The 17385-nt window shown below is 37.2% G+C and carries 20 protein-coding genes; 9 read left to right on the forward strand and 11 right to left on the reverse strand.

Annotated features, from left to right (window positions below; genetic code table 11):
• Window positions 1-23: 23 nt before the first annotated feature.
• The 11 genes from JK629_RS07235 to JK629_RS07285 all read right to left on the reverse strand — a co-directional run bounded on the left by JK629_RS07235 (window position 24) and on the right by JK629_RS07285 (window position 4889).
• A complete protein-coding gene (locus JK629_RS07235; protein ID WP_154192172.1) occupies window positions 24-485 on the reverse strand; it encodes a universal stress protein in 462 nt (153 codons plus the stop codon).
• Between the two features lie 16 nt (window positions 486-501).
• Window positions 502-1209 carry a lycopene cyclase domain-containing protein gene (locus tag JK629_RS07240; protein WP_154192171.1) on the reverse strand — a complete coding sequence of 236 codons (708 nt, stop codon included), beginning with the start codon at window positions 1207-1209 and terminating at the stop codon, window positions 502-504.
• Between the two features lie 18 nt (window positions 1210-1227).
• Complete coding sequence (locus JK629_RS07245; RefSeq protein WP_154192170.1) at window positions 1228-1506, reverse strand: DUF5676 family membrane protein; 279 nt, start codon at window positions 1504-1506, stop codon at window positions 1228-1230.
• A gap of 17 nt (window positions 1507-1523) precedes the next feature.
• The gene (locus JK629_RS07250) at window positions 1524-1730 is read right to left on the reverse strand and encodes an SHOCT domain-containing protein (protein ID WP_154192169.1); all 207 of its coding nucleotides are present in this window, start codon (window positions 1728-1730) and stop codon (window positions 1524-1526) included.
• An 11-nt stretch (window positions 1731-1741) separates the two neighbouring features.
• Complete coding sequence (locus JK629_RS07255) at window positions 1742-1978, reverse strand: SHOCT domain-containing protein (protein WP_154192167.1); 237 nt, start codon at window positions 1976-1978, stop codon at window positions 1742-1744.
• Window positions 1979-1999: 21 nt separating this feature from the next.
• Complete coding sequence (locus tag JK629_RS07260; protein WP_154192165.1) at window positions 2000-2215, reverse strand: heavy-metal-associated domain-containing protein; 216 nt, start codon at window positions 2213-2215, stop codon at window positions 2000-2002.
• A gap of 12 nt (window positions 2216-2227) precedes the next feature.
• Entirely contained in the window at window positions 2228-2497 is a 270-nt protein-coding gene (locus JK629_RS07265; protein ID WP_154192163.1) for a hypothetical protein, read from the reverse strand.
• An 18-nt stretch (window positions 2498-2515) separates the two neighbouring features.
• Complete coding sequence (locus JK629_RS07270; RefSeq protein WP_154192162.1) at window positions 2516-2989, reverse strand: hypothetical protein; 474 nt, start codon at window positions 2987-2989, stop codon at window positions 2516-2518.
• 30 nt (window positions 2990-3019) lie between these two features.
• Window positions 3020-3622, reverse strand: a complete 603-nt coding sequence (locus JK629_RS07275) for a WG repeat-containing protein (protein ID WP_154192160.1) — start codon at window positions 3620-3622, stop codon at window positions 3020-3022.
• A gap of 71 nt (window positions 3623-3693) precedes the next feature.
• Window positions 3694-4275: a helix-turn-helix domain-containing protein gene (locus JK629_RS07280; RefSeq protein WP_154192158.1), complete on the reverse strand. Its 582-nt coding sequence runs from the start codon at window positions 4273-4275 to the stop codon at window positions 3694-3696.
• Between the two features lie 191 nt (window positions 4276-4466).
• Window positions 4467-4889, reverse strand: coding sequence for an HYC_CC_PP family protein (locus tag JK629_RS07285; RefSeq protein WP_166517900.1), 423 nt, complete (start codon window positions 4887-4889; stop codon window positions 4467-4469).
• A 291-nt stretch (window positions 4890-5180) separates the two neighbouring features.
• Between JK629_RS07285 and JK629_RS07290 the strand changes: the two genes are divergently transcribed.
• The 9 genes from JK629_RS07290 to JK629_RS07330 all read left to right on the forward strand — a co-directional run bounded on the left by JK629_RS07290 (window position 5181) and on the right by JK629_RS07330 (window position 17375).
• Window positions 5181-5597: an HYC_CC_PP family protein gene (locus tag JK629_RS07290; RefSeq protein WP_154192156.1), complete on the forward strand. Its 417-nt coding sequence runs from the start codon at window positions 5181-5183 to the stop codon at window positions 5595-5597.
• Window positions 5598-5705: 108 nt separating this feature from the next.
• Complete coding sequence (locus JK629_RS07295) at window positions 5706-9482, forward strand: efflux RND transporter permease subunit (RefSeq protein WP_154192154.1); 3777 nt, start codon at window positions 5706-5708, stop codon at window positions 9480-9482.
• Window positions 9479-10714 (forward strand): TolC family protein, encoded by a 1236-nt coding sequence (locus JK629_RS07300; protein WP_154192152.1) that lies wholly within the window; start codon window positions 9479-9481, stop codon window positions 10712-10714. The genes JK629_RS07295 and JK629_RS07300 overlap by 4 nt, the downstream gene beginning before the upstream one ends.
• A gap of 62 nt (window positions 10715-10776) precedes the next feature.
• Window positions 10777-13221 carry a multicopper oxidase domain-containing protein gene (locus JK629_RS07305; RefSeq protein ID WP_154192150.1) on the forward strand — a complete coding sequence of 815 codons (2445 nt, stop codon included), beginning with the start codon at window positions 10777-10779 and terminating at the stop codon, window positions 13219-13221.
• Window positions 13222-13274: 53 nt separating this feature from the next.
• Entirely contained in the window at window positions 13275-13904 is a 630-nt protein-coding gene (locus JK629_RS07310; RefSeq protein WP_154192148.1) for a DUF3347 domain-containing protein, read from the forward strand.
• 80 nt (window positions 13905-13984) lie between these two features.
• On the forward strand, window positions 13985-14437 hold the full coding sequence (locus tag JK629_RS07315; protein WP_154192146.1) for a heme-binding domain-containing protein: 453 nt from the start codon (window positions 13985-13987) through the stop codon (window positions 14435-14437).
• 22 nt (window positions 14438-14459) lie between these two features.
• On the forward strand, window positions 14460-15020 hold the full coding sequence (locus JK629_RS07320; RefSeq protein ID WP_154192144.1) for a DUF3347 domain-containing protein: 561 nt from the start codon (window positions 14460-14462) through the stop codon (window positions 15018-15020).
• 387 nt (window positions 15021-15407) lie between these two features.
• Window positions 15408-16631, forward strand: a complete 1224-nt coding sequence (locus JK629_RS07325; protein WP_154192142.1) for a permease — start codon at window positions 15408-15410, stop codon at window positions 16629-16631.
• A 33-nt stretch (window positions 16632-16664) separates the two neighbouring features.
• Entirely contained in the window at window positions 16665-17375 is a 711-nt protein-coding gene (locus JK629_RS07330) for a PepSY domain-containing protein (protein ID WP_154192140.1), read from the forward strand.
• Window positions 17376-17385: the final 10 nt, after the last annotated feature.

Genomic DNA, 17385 nt, shown 5'->3' on the forward strand with positions numbered 1-17385 from the left:
TATATCATTGGTGTTGGCCATAGTTACTTTGAGTCCTTGTCTTTTACAATCATTACTGAACATTTGGCGTGTGTTGCTAAATACTGTGAAACAGAACCCAATAAAAGACGTGAAAATGCTCCTTGCCCTTGAGAGCCGACTACGATTAAATCTGCATCAAACGACTCTGCTTTTTCTAAAATCTCCTTTTTTGGAAGCCCACTGACCACGCTTGTTGTTATTGCAATCGAACTATTTTTTTCAGATATGATTATTACAGCATCGGAAACAATTTTTTCTCCCAATTTTTCTGCATTGGCTATAAATTCTCGATAATAGACGTCAAGAGTGTCCGTTGTTGAAATGAGCTCTGGCGTTGACATCGCTGGATGCTCATAAACGTTTATTATACTAATTTCACTATCCTGTGGTAATGAAAATTTTGCAAGTTCCTTAACAGCCACTTTACTAAACTCTGAACCGTCTATTGCTAATACTATCTTCATTTTATTTAGTTTTAAATTAATTACGAGCTTTATTTAATTTTATAAGTTTTCGCCAATACAGATGTTCGTATAATCCAGACCAGTACATCCCAAAAGTAAAGGCGAATAATAATTCTTCAATCGGAATGCCCAAGACAAGAATATGGGTCAGGTTGTTCAGATTCCAGTACAACTCCACATATTGGGGATAGAACGGAAGTATGCTTCCGAAATAAATGAAGTACAATACCGTAAACAAAATTCCCCCAACCCATATCTTTCCTTTTAAATCTGGGCGACAGTAGAGTGTTGCCAATCCACCAATAAAGAGAGCGATAATCCCACAATAGATATGGTTAAGCGATGTAAACAGAGCCAGTAAAATGAATATGACCACTGGCGTAAAGAGTATATAATTATGTAGCCGATGCCTTTTGTGGTTTCTCTCGATATGTGGTATTTCGGAAAGGCCTCGCTTAAAAATCAGGTTATAAACAACTGTACCTATTCCGCCTATGGCGAAAGAAAATATTAAACTTTCAATGTCAAAGCCTGTTTTTTCGGCCAATTCAAATAATGATGGTGGCATCCAATATTCTGGCACAAACAAGGGCTCTGTTAAACCAAACGGCATAGTGATTAGGCTCATTTGAAGCATTGCTTTTCTATTTTCTTTTTTGGACAAGTAGATAACTGCCCAAAGAGCTAAAATGATAAGCGACCATATAAACCAGACATTCTGCATAATCCTAAAATGGTTTTCCTATTTTTTAACTTTTATTTGTGCGTTATAAAATGCTCCAATACAAGCCCCTATTAACCACCAAAGAATAAAAGTTTGTATTATTCCCATTAACACTTCTAAAGGTGGTACATCCATTCTAATGATACTGGTAGTATCCAAGCCGTGCAAAAGGCTGTTGAAAAAGGTAATTGAACCTTCTTGTCCTGCTGTTAACATTACAATCATACAGCCCAAATAAATTAAGGTTCCTGTTAGACCGAAAGCAAAACCGAGTTTTTTTATGTTTAATCGATACATAGTTTTATAATTTTGAGTTAGTTTTCTGATTTTAGAATCTTTTTAGATTCTTCAAATTCTTCCTTGGATAATTCGCCTTTTGCAAAGCGTTTTTTAAGAATATCCAGTGGGCTGTCCTTCTTTGTTTTTTGATAAGGTATGTCTGTAGGAATGAAAAATATCCAGGCCAAGAAAAAAAACCAGATAATCCACCATATAAAATGCATACCGCCGTAGTGATTCATAATATTAGTTTTTAGGAATTAAGGTTTTTAGTAAAATCCGCGTTTAAAATCTTTTTAGATTCTTCATAATCTTCCTTGGATATTTCGCCTTTTGCAAAGCGATTTTTTAGAATATCAAGTGGGCTTTCTTTCTTTGATTTTTGATATGGGATATCCGCTGGGATAAAGAAGATCCAGGCAATAAATATGACCCATATAATCCACCATATAAGGTGCATTCCTCCAAAACTTCCATCGTAATAGTGCATAATTTTTAATTTTAGATGTTATTAATTTATTTCTGTGATTGTGTATCCATTGAGCGCATCGAGTTGCTTTTGTAGTTCGGCAACTGAAAGAGTTTCATTCATAGTGATTACAGTAGCTCCTTTTGGTGCCAGAAAAATCTCTGCTTTTTCAATGTTGGGATGTTCTTCCAATGTCTTCTTGACTCTTGCAACACATCCACCACAACTGATTCCGTTTATTTGAAATTTTTGTTTCATAATATTTAGCTTTTAGTGATGCTGATGGCCTTTGTGTTCATCTTTGGATTCAGCCGTAGAGTTTTCTTCTCTATTTTGGGATTCACTTTGTTTATGCTGTGAATGGTTATGACCACCGTGTCCGTGCGAGCCGTGGGGCATAAATAGGTGGCAGGCAAACATAAAAATGATGAAAATAAATAGTGATGAACCACCTCCTATACCAAATGAGGGCGCTAAAAAGATGAACAGTAGTGGTAGCCCACAACCGATGACCATCCATATCCAGTGATTATTTTTCATTGTTTTTGATTTTATAAATTAGTGATGCTCGGTATGGTCATCCTTGGTGGAAGAATCCATATTGTCCATCTTCATACCCTGCATATCCATTCCTTTTTCGCCCATCATCTTTGAGCAGGATTCCATACAGTCCTCGCTCATCATTCCTTTTTCGTGCATCATTTTCATCATCGTTCCCATCATTTTTCCGTCATTCATCATTTGGTTCATCATTGAGTGCATCATTGGTTTGTTGCCCATCATATTGTTCATCATCGTACTGTCTTTCATCATCATTTGCATTCCTTCACCTTGCATCATTTGCATTGCGTGGTCGCTATTGTGCATCTCCTCCATAAACTCGGTCATATAATCGTGATTTTTGGTAATTGCATCATATACTTCTGTACGGTTTTCCGGATTTTGCATTAATGCTTGCAAGTCTGCTTCCTGTTTGCAACTGTTTAAGCTTAAAAGCCCAATTGCAGATAAAATAATTACTAGTGTTTTCATTTTGATTTGTTTTTAAATTATTAATAAGATTTATTCTATTTTCTTTAGTGACCATTTCTTGTTTTCGTCTCCAACCATAACTAAACTTCTAGAGATTAGCTTGGATGTAATTGCAGGTGGATTTTTATCCTTCTTGCCTTTAGGCGAGACGTGAATGGCCAATTGAGTTAAATGCTCTATTGTTTTTCCTTCTTTATCTATGACAACCTCAAAATAATGATAGCTTACCACGTCTTTTTTGAATATGTCATTATAGCCAATGATTTCTTTTTCAACTTTTAAAGCCAATGCTTTATCGCCTTCAAAGTTGGTTGCATTCAAAAATTGTGGTTGTATGATAGGATTTCCAGTTCTATCAATATATCCGTAATAAAGCACATCACTTTTTTGATGTGCAATCAGACATCTTTCGTTACTAAATATGGGATAGCTGGCATCATCTGTTTTGGTTAAAACCAAATCGTCCCTAAAATCCACCACAATTTTGGCTTCTTGATTTATAAATGCCCATTTCTCTCCTTTTTTTATGGCAGCAAGTCCCTCGTGAAAAGGTGAAATGTAATCGATATTCTCGATGGTCTGTGCAAATCCCAATAGTGGAAGAAGCAATAATGTGATAACTATTTTTTTCATTTTGATATGTTTTTAATTTATTAAATGTAGTATTGGCCAATGGCCTTCATCTGCATAACTTTCGTTGATATTTATATAATTTCATCATAAAAGTTTCGTTTCCAATTTTCGGTATTTTTATAGTCAGTCATACTCATTCCAATCACTTCTTTGAATTGTCGGGACAAATGGTTGACACTGCTATAATCCAATAAGTATCCTATTTCTGAAAAGGAATGTTGTTTAAGTTGGATGAGTTCTTTAACTTTCTCTATCTTCAATTTGATAAAGTACTTTTCGATGGTTGTATGTTCATTGGTAGAAAATAATTTGCTCAAGGTCTTATAATCCTTATGAAGATTTGATGCCAATAGTTCAGATGTTTTTACCTTAATATGTAAGGGTAGCTCTTGCAATTGTTCAATAAGAATAATCTTGATTCTTTCTGTAAGCATTACGTCTTCGTTCTGAACGATTTCAAAATCATTGGAGTGAAGTACGGTTGTTACAGCATTGACAATTTCATTGTTGGTTTTTTTTGGTGCTTCTACCAACAACCTTCCCAATTCCAAAGAAAGTACTGTTACTCCAAGTTCCTGTAGTTCCTGCTTAATTACTTTTAAGCAGCGATTACAGACCATATTCTTAATCCAAAATTCTTTTGGTTTGCTCATAGTGTTTAATGTATTGCCATCAGGTTTTAGCCCAATAGTTTGAATTATCTGTAGCTAACAAGGTTAGCTCTGTAAGGTTTTATTGAATGATGTACGGTGTAGTTTAAAACAGGGTACAACAAATGTTAGCCAGAAGTGAAACTGTGGCTATAGAGACAATGCAGATTAAATTTAACCTGCGAAGTAGAAAATCAAATTAAGAAGGTCTCGTTGAGAATTATTATATCTGTAGATAAGAGAGGCGGCCTATAGGTTTGAAAAGAAATTACGTTATCCTCCAATCCCTCAAATAGATTGATATAGGTATGAAAGTAAGTATTTAAGAAAACAAGCGTTTCAGGTTCTGGTATGGTGTTGGATTTTTTGAAGGCATCATCACCTTTTTTAAAAATGGACTGGTTGTCGCAGCAACCTTTCTCTTGCAATGTAGTACATTGTTTGGTGTATGAATCTTTTTTTTGAGCCATATCTTTGCAAGCTTTGGCTTTGCCCAGAATGGACATATCTACCAACTTTTTACAGCAAAAATGCATATCTACCGTAAAGGAAGAGGTAGAAAACAGTATAACAACTGCTAAAAAAAAGGCCAATATTTTGGTAAAAGAAGACTTCACATCTAAAGGTAGTTAAATTTTGTTTAACATTTGGTTTTAATCAACTTTATAATATTTTGTTTAATAAATTCATTATCAGTTTTTTATACATCAAACACAAGATTGATTTTTACGAAGATAATTGTAAAGGTTCAACAAGAATATGATTTATATCATATTGAAATAATTTTTATTGGATTTCATTTGCAATTATATTTCGTGAATTTTAGTTATACATTTTACAATCTCATAATCTAAAATATTTGTTAAATAGGTATTTAGAAATAAGTTTTTCATAACTTCGTAACCATAATGAAAAAAGTTTTTCATAAAATAGCATCATTTTGTATGGCACTTTTAGTGTTACTATCAACTGTTTCTTTTACTGTTGATAGTCATTACTGTGGTGATATTTTAGTGGATTCTTCATTGTTTGGCCACGTTGAAACTTGTGGTATGGAAGTTAATAAACAATCACCTTTACCAGAGTGCAATATCTCCAAAAAGGACTGTTGTAGTGATGAGCAACAAAGTATATCGGGACAAGACGAACTACAGCTTACTTTTGATAAAATAACCTTAAATCAGCAGCTTTTCGTTGCTGCTTTTTTCCACTCTTATAATACCCTTTTTGAAATTTCTGAAGAAGTAACCTTTACTTTAAACGATTACCCACCACCCATTATCGTCAGGCATATCTACAAACTTGACGAAACCTATTTAATTTGATTTTTAAGCAATAGACCCACTAATCCTATGGAGTTCATCCATCAGGATAATTTGTTGTATTCGGTATTTTCTTAATACCATTGTCTAATTGTTTAACAATCAATGCCAATGCTAAATAAAAGCATAAAATTTCTAATAGAAAATAAACTCGTAGCCGTACTTATGCTCGTTGCATTTGTAGGTTTTGGGACGGTTTATGCACCTTTTAATTGGGAAACTGGAATTTTGCCCAGTGACCCTGTTGCAGTTGACGCCATTCCTGATATTGGCGAAAACCAACAAATTGTTTTTACCAAATGGGACGGTCGTTCGCCACAAGATATTGAAGACCAAATAACCTATCCCTTGACCACGACGTTATTGGGTATTCCTGGCGTAAAAACCATTCGTAGTTCATCAATGTTCGGCTTTTCAAGCATCTACATAATTTTTGATGAGGATATCGAATTTTACTGGAGTAGAAGCCGAATCCTTGAAAAATTGAATTCCTTGCCAAGTGGCCTTTTACCTGAAGGTGTAAATCCAGCTTTGGGTCCTGATGCCACAGGTTTAGGACAAATATTTTGGTACACGCTTGAAGGGCGAGACAAAGATGGTAACGTCACTGGAGGTTGGGATTTACAGGAACTACGAAGTATTCAGGATTATTATGTAAAATATGCTTTGGCATCGGCAAGCGGAGTTTCAGAAGTGGCATCCATTGGTGGTTATGTCAAGGAATACCAAATAGACGTAAATCCAGAATTGATGCGACAATACAACATTGGGCTTGCCCAAGTCGTGAAAGCTGTAAAGGAAAGCAATAAGGATATTGGTGCTCAAACCTTGGAAATCAATCAAGCGGAATATCTCGTTCGAGGTCTGGGTTATGTAAAATCTGTGGCTGACATTGAAAATGCCGTCGTAACCTCTGAAAATTACACATCTATAAAAATTAGTGATATTGCCAATGTTACGCTTGGTCCGGCTACACGTCGTGGCATTTTGGACAAGGAAGGTGCAGAAGTTGTGGGTGCGGTTGTCGTGGCGCGCTATGGCGCAAACCCGATGGCAGTCATCACTAACGTAAAGGAAAAAATTGCGGAGTTAAGCAAAGGGTTGCCTTCAAAGGTATTGGCCGATGGCAGAACTTCACAAGTAACGATTGTTCCTTTTTATGACCGTACCGAACTCATACAGGAAACTTTGGGAACGCTCAACGAGGCATTAACGCTTGAAATTCTTATTACAATTTTAGTTATCATCGTAATGGTGTTCAACCTTCGGGCATCCATTTTAATTGCAGGACTGTTGCCCGTTGCAGTGCTGATGGTTTTTATTGCAATGAAATTCTTTGGCGTAGATGCCAATATTGTGGCACTTTCGGGTATCGCCATTGCCATTGGCACAATGGTGGATGTGGGTATTATTCTCGCGGAGAATATCATCAGGCATCTGGATGAGGATAATAAAAAGCTACCTATAAATAAATTGGTATATAAGGCTACAGCCGAAGTTTCAGGAGCTATTGTGACTGCCGTAATGACCACGATTATCAGCTTTATCCCTGTATTTACGATGATTGGTGCCGAAGGTAAACTGTTCCGTCCCCTGGCGTTTACAAAGACATTTGCGCTCACAGCGTCCATAATTATAGCCCTGTTTATAATTCCGCCATTTGCGGCCATTTTCTTTAAAAACAGGAATATTCATAAAAACACGAATTACGGTATCAATAGCCTTTTGATTCTGGCTGGGTTTATAGCCGTGATTTTTGCGCACTGGATAGGTGTTATTTTAATTGCATTCGGTTTTGTGGCATTTGCAAAACTACGTGGAAATGTGTCCCACAAGCGCTCTAACTATATTAATATCTACCTTTCCGTTGCTGCTATTGTATTCCTTTTGGCAGAATATTGGCGTCCTTTAGGTGTCGATAAAAGTGTGTTTTGGAACCTTCTTTTTGTGGGCATTATCTGCTTTGGTCTGTTGGGAGTTTTTTCCATTTTCCAAAGATATTATACCCGAATTTTAAAATGGGCACTCGCAAACAGACTCTTGTTCTTGACCATTCCAACAGCCTTGTTGATTTCAGGTTTCCTCATTTTTAAAACCACCGGAAAAGAGTTTATGCCTTCCCTCAACGAAGGTTCATTCCTATTGATGCCAACTTCAATGCCGCACGCTGGCGTTGAAGAGAATAAACGTGTGTTACAACAACTGGATATGGCCGTCGCGAGCATTCCCGAAATTGAAACCGTTGTCGGTAAATCGGGTCGGACGGAATCCGCACTCGACCCCGCACCTTTGTCAATGTATGAAAATATGATTCAGTATAAACAGGAATATATGCTGAAAGAAGGGAAAAGGCAACGTTTTAAAGTAGATGATAATGGGTTTTTTATAATGAAAGACAGTAGTCTCATTGAGAACCCCAACAGGCCTGTTGGTTCTGAAAAAGTAGAGACTGCCCGGAAAAATGGCAAGAAAGTATCTATTACTGTCGATGCATCTTCAGAAAAATTGATTCCGGATGACGATGGCGAATTCTTCCGAAACTGGCGCCCAGAAATCAGTTCGCCTGACGATATCTGGAACGAGATAGTAAGGGTCACAAAATTACCTGGCGTTACATCTGCCCCGAAATTACAACCCATAGAAACCCGTTTGGTAATGTTGCAAACCGGAATGCGCGCCCCAATGGGAATTAAAGTGAAAGGACAGGATTTAAAGCAGATTGAAGCTTTTGGTGTTCAATTGGAAGATATTCTAAAACAAGCCGAAGGCGTTAAACAAGAAGCCGTTTTTGCAGACCGAATTGTTGGTAAACCCTACTTACTAATCGATATTGACAGAGAAAAATTATCGCGCTACGGCATTACCATCGAAGATGTTCAAAATGTGCTGAAAGTAGCAGTTGGCGGAATGGTGCTTACCCAAACCGTGGAAGGCAGGGAACGTTATGGCGTTCGGGTGCGTTATCCAAGAGAATTACGTGGAGACCCATCAGATTTGAAAGATATTTATGTGCCTGTTGAAAAAGGCAGTCCCGTTCCCTTGAGCGAATTGGCGACCATTAAATACGAACAAGGGCCGCAAGTCATCAAAAGTGAAGATACTTTTTTGGTGGGCTACGTGCTATTTGACAAATTGGATGGTTTCGCCGAAGTAAATGTTGTGGAAAATGCGCAGGCACTTATCCAGCAAAAAATTGACAATGGCGAATTGGTAATGCCAAAAGGCATCAGTTATAAATTTACAGGAACATACGAAAATCAATTGCGTGCAGAAAAAACACTGTCGATTATCGTGCCATTAGCGCTGGCAGTCATCTTTTTGATATTGTATTTCCAGTTCCGTGCGGTTTCTACCACGTTAATGGTATTTACCGGAATTACAGTAGCTTTTGCAGGCGGTTTCGTGATGATTTGGTTTTATGGCCAGGATTGGTTTTTAAACTTTAATTTTTTTGGCGAAAACCTGCGAGACCTCTTCAATATAAAAACCATCAATTTGAGCGTGGCGGTTTGGGTTGGTTTTATTGCACTATTTGGAATTGCTACGGACGATGGTGTAGTTATGGCCACCTATCTTACACAAACATTCGATAAAAATGACCCGACTGATAAAGCGGAAATCAGAAAATCTACTTTGGAAGCGGCTTCAAAACGAATACGTCCGTGTTTGATGACAACGGTTACGACCATTTTGGCATTGTTGCCAGTACTAACTTCCACAGGAAAAGGGAGTGACATTATGATACCAATGTCCATCCCAATTTTTGGGGGAATGCTATTGGACACAACTTCCTATTTCCTTGTCCCTGTACTTTTCAGTTGGAGGAAGGAACGTATTGCGAAAAGAAAGCTCAAAAACGAACCACAAACTATAACTATCGAACAATGATAAAACAGAAAACACATATTAAATTCGTCTTGTTTTTCGGGATATGTCTTTCGGCTTTCAATAGTTATGGACAGAATTTGCAGACCTATATAGATGAAGCCATTACCAACAGTCCCGAAATCCAAAAGGTTCAGTTTCAATATGAAATTGCATCGGAAAAAGTAAATGAAGCCAATTGGTTGCCAAATACTGAAGTGAGCGCAGGCTATTTTGTAAGCGAACCCGAAACAAGGGTCGGTGCACAACGAGCAAGACTTTCATTAAAGCAAATGATTCCGTGGTTTGGCACTATCTCGGCAAGGGAAAATTATGCCAGTTCAATGGCAGCAGCACAATATGAGGAATTGGTCATAGCCAAGCGGAAATTGATTGTGTCCGTATCCCAATCTTATTACAACCTAATGGCAAACAAAGCAAAACAGGAAGTTTTGGAACAAAACATTCAGTTGCTTGAAACCTATGAGCGTCTGGCATTGACATCGGTTGAAGTAGGAAAGGCATCGGCTGTATCAGTGTTGCGATTGCAGATTCGGCAAAATGAGCTTCAACAGACCAAAGAAGTTTTACAGCAACAATATCTGGCGGAACAAGCCATTTTCAATAATCTTTTGAATAGGGATAATGATATGGAAGTTGTCGTAATGAGTGATTTGACAATTCCAGCTGAAATCGACATCATTTCCGAAGAAAATCTAAAGGTGCATCCAGAGCTTACCAAATATGATAAGATTTATGAATCAGTCTCACAGTCGGAACTTTTGAACCAAAAAGAAAGCAGCCCAATGCTCGGTTTTGGGTTGGACTACATTCCCGTTTCAGAACGAACCGATATGACTTTAATTGATAATGGTAAGGATATATTGATGCCGATGGTCACGCTTTCGATTCCAATTTTCAACAATAAATACAAGAGCCAGACCAAACAGAACCAGTTGAAACAGCAAGAAATCACATCACAAAAAGAAGAACGGTTAAATGCTTTGCAGACAATGCTTTCAAAAGCAATTTATGATAGAAATTCCGCAAGAATAAGTTACGATACACAATCCAAAAACCTAAAACAAGCCGAAGATGCCGAAGAAATCCTGATAAAAAATTATGAAACGGGAACTATAGATTTTAATGATGTTTTGGACATACAGGAACTGCAATTGAAGTTCCAAATCAATCAAATTGAATCTATAAAAATGTATTACATACAATCCACAATCATCAATTATTTAACCAATTAAAACTATAATCTTATGAGTTAAATTGTTCAAAAAAATTGATGTAATTATATAAAAAAAAGAAAATGAAAAGCTTGAAATATATAATAGTACTGATACTAATGACTGGTCAAACAGTTGTTGCCCAATCCATTTATGAAAAATCGACAGAAGGAAATCCTGACAATCTACCTGTTCACGAATATACCCTGACGTTAAAGGAAGAAATGGTCAACAAGGCTGGCAAGGAAGTAAAAGGTATGACGGTCAACGGGACCATTCCAGGACCAACGCTCGAATTTACCGAAGGCGAATATGCTGTCATTTACGTAAAAAATGAAATGAGCGTAGAAACTTCGGTGCATTGGCACGGAATTATTTTACCGAATTTTTACGATGGCGTTCCCTATTTGACCACGCCACCCATAATGCCTGGGACTACTTTTAAATATGAATTTGCCATAACGCAAAACGGCACATACTGGTACCATTCACATACAATGTTACAGGAACAGAGCGGTGTTTTTAGTTCTATCGTCATTAAACCAAAAGAAAAAACCTTGGATTATGACAAAGATTTGGTGTTAATGCTATCAGATTGGACAAACGAAAAACCAATGAATGTGCTTCGAAACCTAAAACGTGGTAATGAATGGTATCAAATGAAAAAGGGTACATCTACACCTTTAAATAAAGTGATTGCAAGAGGTGCCTTTGGTGCACAGCTCGATTTCTGGCGTCAACGAATGGAAGGCGCAGACATTGCCGATATTTATTACCCTGCATTTTTGGTCAATGGAAAGGAAGTAGCGGAATATCCTGAATTTAAAGCTGGCGAAAAAGTACGCTTACGAATCATCAATGGCTCTGCCTCATCGCAATTTTGGATGACTTTTGGTGGCGACACACCAACTTTGGTAGCAGCAGATGGTAAGGACGACGTTCCAGTAAAACACAATAAAACCTTTATCGCCATAGCGGAAACCTATGACTTTATCGTAACCGTTCCCGAAGATGGAAAGATTGAATTCCGTGCAATGGCGCAAGATGGTTCTGGAACTGCCTTGGCATATATAGGTTCTGGTAAAATCCTTCCTGCTGAAATTGTACCTAAACCAGACAAAATCCAAATGATGCAACAAATGGCAAAAATGAAGATGAAAATGGGAGCACACGCATTGAAATTCCAACCAAAGAAAGATGAACGCTATGAAATGAAAGAGGAATATGGAATGAAAATGGACGGTATGCAGATGGACCATTCCAAAATGAAGATGAAGGAGGAAAAAATGAATATGAATATGTCCAAGGACTCAACGATGAACGATAAAATGGACCACAGTAAAATGGACCATTCAAAGATGAAGATAGATGAAGAGAAAATGAAAATGGATATGCCGAAAGATTCAATGATGGATGAAAAGATAGACCATTCCAAAATGGACCATTCAAAAATGAAAATGAATGACGATAACACCAAAATGGATGGAATGGACACTATGCAAATGGACGGAATGGATATGTTTTCTGAATACAATTATGATTATTTGAAATCTCCAGAAAAAACCAATTACGATAAAGATATTCCCGTCAAGGAAATTCTGTTGAACCTTACTGGTAATATGAACCGCTATATCTGGAGTATGAACGGTGTGCCGCTTTCGGAAGCCGACAATATCAAGATAAACCATAAAGAAGTTACCCGTATAACCTTGAATAACCTCACGATGATGCACCACCCAATGCATTTGCACGGACACTTTTTTAGGGTCATCAACAAAAATGGCGAGTACTCGCCACTAAAACATACCGTAAACGTGCCACCAATGCAAGAGGTTACGATAGAATTTTATGGCAACGAATATGGCGACTGGTTTTTTCACTGCCACATATTGTACCATATGATGAGTGGGATGGCGAGAGTTGTAAGTTACGATACGCCGCGCGACCCAAGAATGGCGAAATATCCAGTTAAGAATTTAATTAATGAAGCTGACCAATATTATACGTGGGCAATGGTTGATGCAGCTTCACATATGACAGAGTTTAATTTTGTGACTTCAAACATTCGAAACCAATTTAATGTTTCCGCAGAATATGGTTGGAATCAAAATCTGGAAGCCGAAGTAACCTACGAACGATATCTGCACGATTATTTACGGGTTTTTGGTGGTGTGAATATAGAAAACGAAATGGATGATAGTTTGGACGAAATAACGACAACTGCAATTGCTGGAGTTCGGTTTTTGACACCTTATTTATTCAATCTCGATGTGCGGATTGACAGCAAATTACGTCCACAAATCAGTTTAAGTCGTGAAATCCTGATTTTCCCACGAACGGCCATTTTTGGAATGTATGAATATCAAGCTAATTTCGGTTGGGTTGATGACCTTCCCTTTGGAGACAATTTCGACAAAGAAGTTACTTGGAACGCAGGTGTTGAATATTTTTTATCAAGAAACTTTTCATTGATGGCAAGCTACGACAACCGTTTTGGTGCAGGTGGTGGACTATCCGTGAGATTTTAATCATTCAATATATAAATCAAATAAAAACAAGTATTAATCTAAATCAAATCAAAATGAAACATTTAAAAGTAACAACATCAGTATTGGCTTTGGCCTTTGTAGGTCTTACAGCAATGTCTTGTAAAGACGGTAAAAAAGAAGAACATTCAGACGATGCAATGAACACCGAAATGTCTTCTGAAGAAGGACATCATCACGAAGAAGGAATGGAACACGATGAAATGGACGAATCCAATAATACGATGAATTCTGAAGCGCAAGCTTCTGATGTCAAACAAGTAATGGCAGATTATATGTCGTTAAAAGATGCATTGGTGGCTACAGATAAGGATGCTGCTGCCAAAGCTGGAAAGACATTGGAAAGTGCCCTTCGAGGCCTAAACATCAGTAGCTATACCGCCGAACAACAAAAAGAGTTGAAAGACATAGTTGCTGATGCCACAGAACACGCAGAGCACATAGGCAAAAGCGAAATGGACCACCAACGCGAACATTTCAAAACCTTGAGCAAGGATATGATTGATATGGTAGCTATTACCGGAATAGATAGTAAAATGTACCAAATGCATTGTCCAATGTACGACGGTGGAAGTGAATGGTTAAGTATGGAGAAAGAAGTAAAAAACCCTTATTACGGTAGCAAAATGATGGGCTGCGGTAAAGTGGAAAAGGAAATTAATTAATCATAAACTACAAGATATTCCCTGCATTGCGAGAAACGAAGCAACAGCAGGGTTCCTTGTAGGTTGAATTGAATATTTTGATGAAAATTCTAAAAATCATTGCCCTTATTTTTCTGGTCGCTTTTATAACAATCCAATTTTTTCCTATTGAATTGAACCAAAGTGATACCGTACCAAAAACAGATTTTCTCTTGGTAAATACCGTTCCGGAAACCATTCAGAAAAAGTTAGAGGTATCTTGCTATGACTGCCATAGCAATAACACAGAGTATCCGTGGTACAGTAAAATTCAGCCAGCAGCTTGGTTTTTGGAAGACCACATCAAAGAAGGTAAAGCCGAATTGAATTTTAATGAATGGGACGATTATTCCGATAGAAGGAAAAACAGCAAGCTAAAATCCATCATCAATCAAATTAAGGATGATGAAATGCCGCTGGAATCCTACACCTACATTCACGGCGATGCTATCTTTTCAGCTGATGAAAAAGAGGAAATGATACAATTTATGGAACAATTGAGAGACAGTTTATAAACAATAATTAAATATAATAAAAATGAAAAATTTAAAAATGAGTATAGCAGGAATGCTATTGTTAGCAGTTTCTTTTACCAACGCACAGGAAAAAGAAAAAATGAACAACGAGCACGGTGATATGAAAATGGACCACAGTTCGATGAAAATGGATAAAATGAATCCAAATGCAGAATCAGTTCTTGCAGATTATTTTATGCTGAAAGATGCTTTGGTAGGCGATGATACAAAAAAGGCAGCACAAGCTGGAACTAAATTAATGGCTTCACTTAAAGCCTTTGACACGAAAAGTTATACCAAAGAAGAACAAAAAGAACTTGCCGATATCATAGAAGATGCCACCGAGCACGCAGAACACATTTCTGAAAGTGCCATAGACCACCAACGTGAGCATTTTAAAACATTGAGCAAGGACATAACAGATATGGTTGCCATTACAGGGACAAAAAACACGCTGTACGAACAGTTTTGTCCAATGTATGATAAAGGGAGTGCTTGGTTAAGCTCAAGTAACGAAGTTAGAAACCCATATTACGGAAGTAAAATGCTTAAATGCGGGAAAGTTCAAAAAACTATTCAATAGATATTCCTTGTTTAAGAATCTTTATAAAATTCTGGTTTTTAGTTAACAGAAGGTAAAAGATGATAAGGACATTGGATAGTTGTTAAGTCCTGTCTTGGGAAGGAAAACAATGTTGATGGTTAGTGTTTATTCCTTCCCGTGTCAGGCACAATGAATTTTGAAAAAGAGAAGTTGATTTGGTTAATAGTAGCCTGCAGAAGAGGGAGGAGAGATTAAATCCTTAAAATAATAACATCTCTCTTCCTTTGTCAGGTAACTTTATACTTATTTATTAATACCAGAATTTAAAACGTTTGGTAATAAAGCCCTGACCTTGGAGGGGACACATAGTTTACTGGGTAGTTTCTATGTTCCCTTCCGTTTTCAGGCAATCAATATATATCAATAATGGACAACTTTCTAAAACAATGGGCAGAAGCGGCATTTACCACCACCGGATTTTTCTGGATGGCACTTTGGGCATTTGCACTCGGTTATATCATCAGCAGTATGATTCAGGTTTTTATCACTGAAAAGAAAATGCAGGAAACAATGGGCGAAAACGAAGGTAAAGGTGTTTTACTCGGAACATTTTTCGGCTTTATAAGCAGTTCTTGCAGCTTTTCGGCATTGGCATCAACTAAATCCCTTTTTAAAAAAGGGGCAAGTTTCGTGTCATCGATTGCCTTTTTATTGGCTTCCACTAATTTGGTTATTGAGCTGGGTATCATCATATCCATCTTTCTTGGTTGGCAATTCATAGTAGGCGAATATGTCGGCGGAATTTTATTGATTCTCATTTCGTGGCTATTGATACGCTTGATAAATCCTAAAAAACTAATCGAAAACGCCAGAAAAAATTTAAAGGATAAGGACGACGATGATATGGACGAATCCAAATCGTGGAAAAAGAAAATTCAATCAGAAAAAGGTTGGGCAAAAGTTTCCAAACAATACGGAATGGAATGGAAAATGGTCTGGAAAGATGTTACCGTTGGCTTTACCATTGCAGGGATTGTCGCTGCTTTCGTTCCCGATTCATTCTTTCAAACCTTATTCATCAATAGTGGTAATGGCAATACCGATTTTACTTTTTTTGAAATCCTTGAGCATATCATTGTTGGGCCTATTGCAGCATTTTTGACCTTTATTGGTTCTATGGGAAATATTCCTTTGGCAGCTTTGTTGTTTGGGAAAGGTGTGAGTTTTGCTGGTGTAATGGCATTTATTTTTAGTGATTTGGTAGTGTTTCCAATCCTTCGCATCAATGCGAAATATTATGGTTGGAAAATGTCATTGTTTATTTTGTTTTTGTTGTTTACGGCATTAATAGGTACATCACTAATCTTACATTATTCATTTGATTTGTTGAGCATTTTGCCCGACCCATCACAAGTTAAAATTCAGGATAGTGAATACTTTAAAATAGATTACACCTTCTTTTTGAACATTGCATTTTTGGCAATTTCAGGATTTATGCTCTATCTGGGTTTTTTCAAACGGAAAGATGTAAAACATATGAAGGAAATGGCACCAAAAAGCCAGTTGCTTGAAAATATCTTGAAATATGCTGCTTTGGTATGCTACGTTTGGATTGCTGGTGGATTGATTGTGAAATTTTTTGTGAACTAAATGATTTTAATCAAACGAAACTAATTTATTACTATGGTCAACAGAAAAACAGCAATCAAAATACGAAAGACCCACAGATATTTAGGGCTCTTTTTAGGGATTCAATTCCTGTTCTGGACCATCAGCGGAATGTATTTTAGTTGGACGAACATAGACGACATTCACGGCGACCAATTTCGCAATTTAGATTATGTGCCAAAAGCCTTTGACAATCTAATAAGTCCTTCAGAAATCGATAATAATCAAAGCATTAGGACTGTTGAGATTCGCGACATAAATAACGAGCCTTACTATTGGATTAACAATCATAAATTGTACAGTGCAAAAACTGGAGAAGCAAAAAAAGATATTTCGGAAGAAGAAGCCCTGTCTGTAGCCAAAAACTATATGAAAGAAGGTTTAAAAGTGGCAAACATTGAAAAAATAACAAAAGTGGACGACTATCACGAATATCGGGAAAAGCTATTGCCAGCCTATGTTATTTCGTATGATACCAATGAAGCACTCAAAGCTTATGTTTCGGTAACAGACGGAAAATTCCAGACCGTAAGGCATCGAGCGTGGCGTTGGTTCGACTTTTTATGGATGACCCACACAATGGACTATGACACGCGCGACAACTTCAATACCATCGTATTAAGGGCGTTTTCGCTTTTGGGATTGATTACAGTGTTAAGCGGATTCTTGCTGTGGTACACTTCCTCGCCAACAATTAGAAAAGTAAAAAAGAAAATAAGTAAATAATAACCAAAAA

This window comes from Aequorivita iocasae, assembly GCF_016757735.1.
GTDB lineage: Bacteria > Bacteroidota > Bacteroidia > Flavobacteriales > Flavobacteriaceae > Aequorivita > Aequorivita iocasae.

Coding starts and splice junctions, on each gene's coding strand:
- JK629_RS07235 (WP_154192172.1), bottom strand. CDS start 485: ATGAAGATAGTATTAGCAATAGACGGTTCAGAGTTTAGTAAAGTGGCT.
- JK629_RS07240 (WP_154192171.1), bottom strand. CDS start 1,209: ATGCAGAATGTCTGGTTTATATGGTCGCTTATCATTTTAGCTCTTTGG.
- JK629_RS07245 (WP_154192170.1), bottom strand. CDS start 1,506: ATGTATCGATTAAACATAAAAAAACTCGGTTTTGCTTTCGGTCTAACA.
- JK629_RS07250 (WP_154192169.1), bottom strand. CDS start 1,730: ATGAATCACTACGGCGGTATGCATTTTATATGGTGGATTATCTGGTTT.
- JK629_RS07255 (WP_154192167.1), bottom strand. CDS start 1,978: ATGCACTATTACGATGGAAGTTTTGGAGGAATGCACCTTATATGGTGG.
- JK629_RS07260 (WP_154192165.1), bottom strand. CDS start 2,215: ATGAAACAAAAATTTCAAATAAACGGAATCAGTTGTGGTGGATGTGTT.
- JK629_RS07265 (WP_154192163.1), bottom strand. CDS start 2,497: ATGAAAAATAATCACTGGATATGGATGGTCATCGGTTGTGGGCTACCA.
- JK629_RS07270 (WP_154192162.1), bottom strand. CDS start 2,989: ATGAAAACACTAGTAATTATTTTATCTGCAATTGGGCTTTTAAGCTTA.
- JK629_RS07275 (WP_154192160.1), bottom strand. CDS start 3,622: ATGAAAAAAATAGTTATCACATTATTGCTTCTTCCACTATTGGGATTT.
- JK629_RS07280 (WP_154192158.1), bottom strand. CDS start 4,275: ATGAGCAAACCAAAAGAATTTTGGATTAAGAATATGGTCTGTAATCGC.
- JK629_RS07290 (WP_154192156.1), top strand. CDS start 5,181: ATGAAAAAAGTTTTTCATAAAATAGCATCATTTTGTATGGCACTTTTA.
- JK629_RS07295 (WP_154192154.1), top strand. CDS start 5,706: ATGCTAAATAAAAGCATAAAATTTCTAATAGAAAATAAACTCGTAGCC.
- JK629_RS07300 (WP_154192152.1), top strand. CDS start 9,479: ATGATAAAACAGAAAACACATATTAAATTCGTCTTGTTTTTCGGGATA.
- JK629_RS07305 (WP_154192150.1), top strand. CDS start 10,777: ATGAAAAGCTTGAAATATATAATAGTACTGATACTAATGACTGGTCAA.
- JK629_RS07310 (WP_154192148.1), top strand. CDS start 13,275: ATGAAACATTTAAAAGTAACAACATCAGTATTGGCTTTGGCCTTTGTA.
- JK629_RS07315 (WP_154192146.1), top strand. CDS start 13,985: ATGAAAATTCTAAAAATCATTGCCCTTATTTTTCTGGTCGCTTTTATA.
- JK629_RS07320 (WP_154192144.1), top strand. CDS start 14,460: ATGAAAAATTTAAAAATGAGTATAGCAGGAATGCTATTGTTAGCAGTT.
- JK629_RS07325 (WP_154192142.1), top strand. CDS start 15,408: ATGGACAACTTTCTAAAACAATGGGCAGAAGCGGCATTTACCACCACC.
- JK629_RS07330 (WP_154192140.1), top strand. CDS start 16,665: ATGGTCAACAGAAAAACAGCAATCAAAATACGAAAGACCCACAGATAT.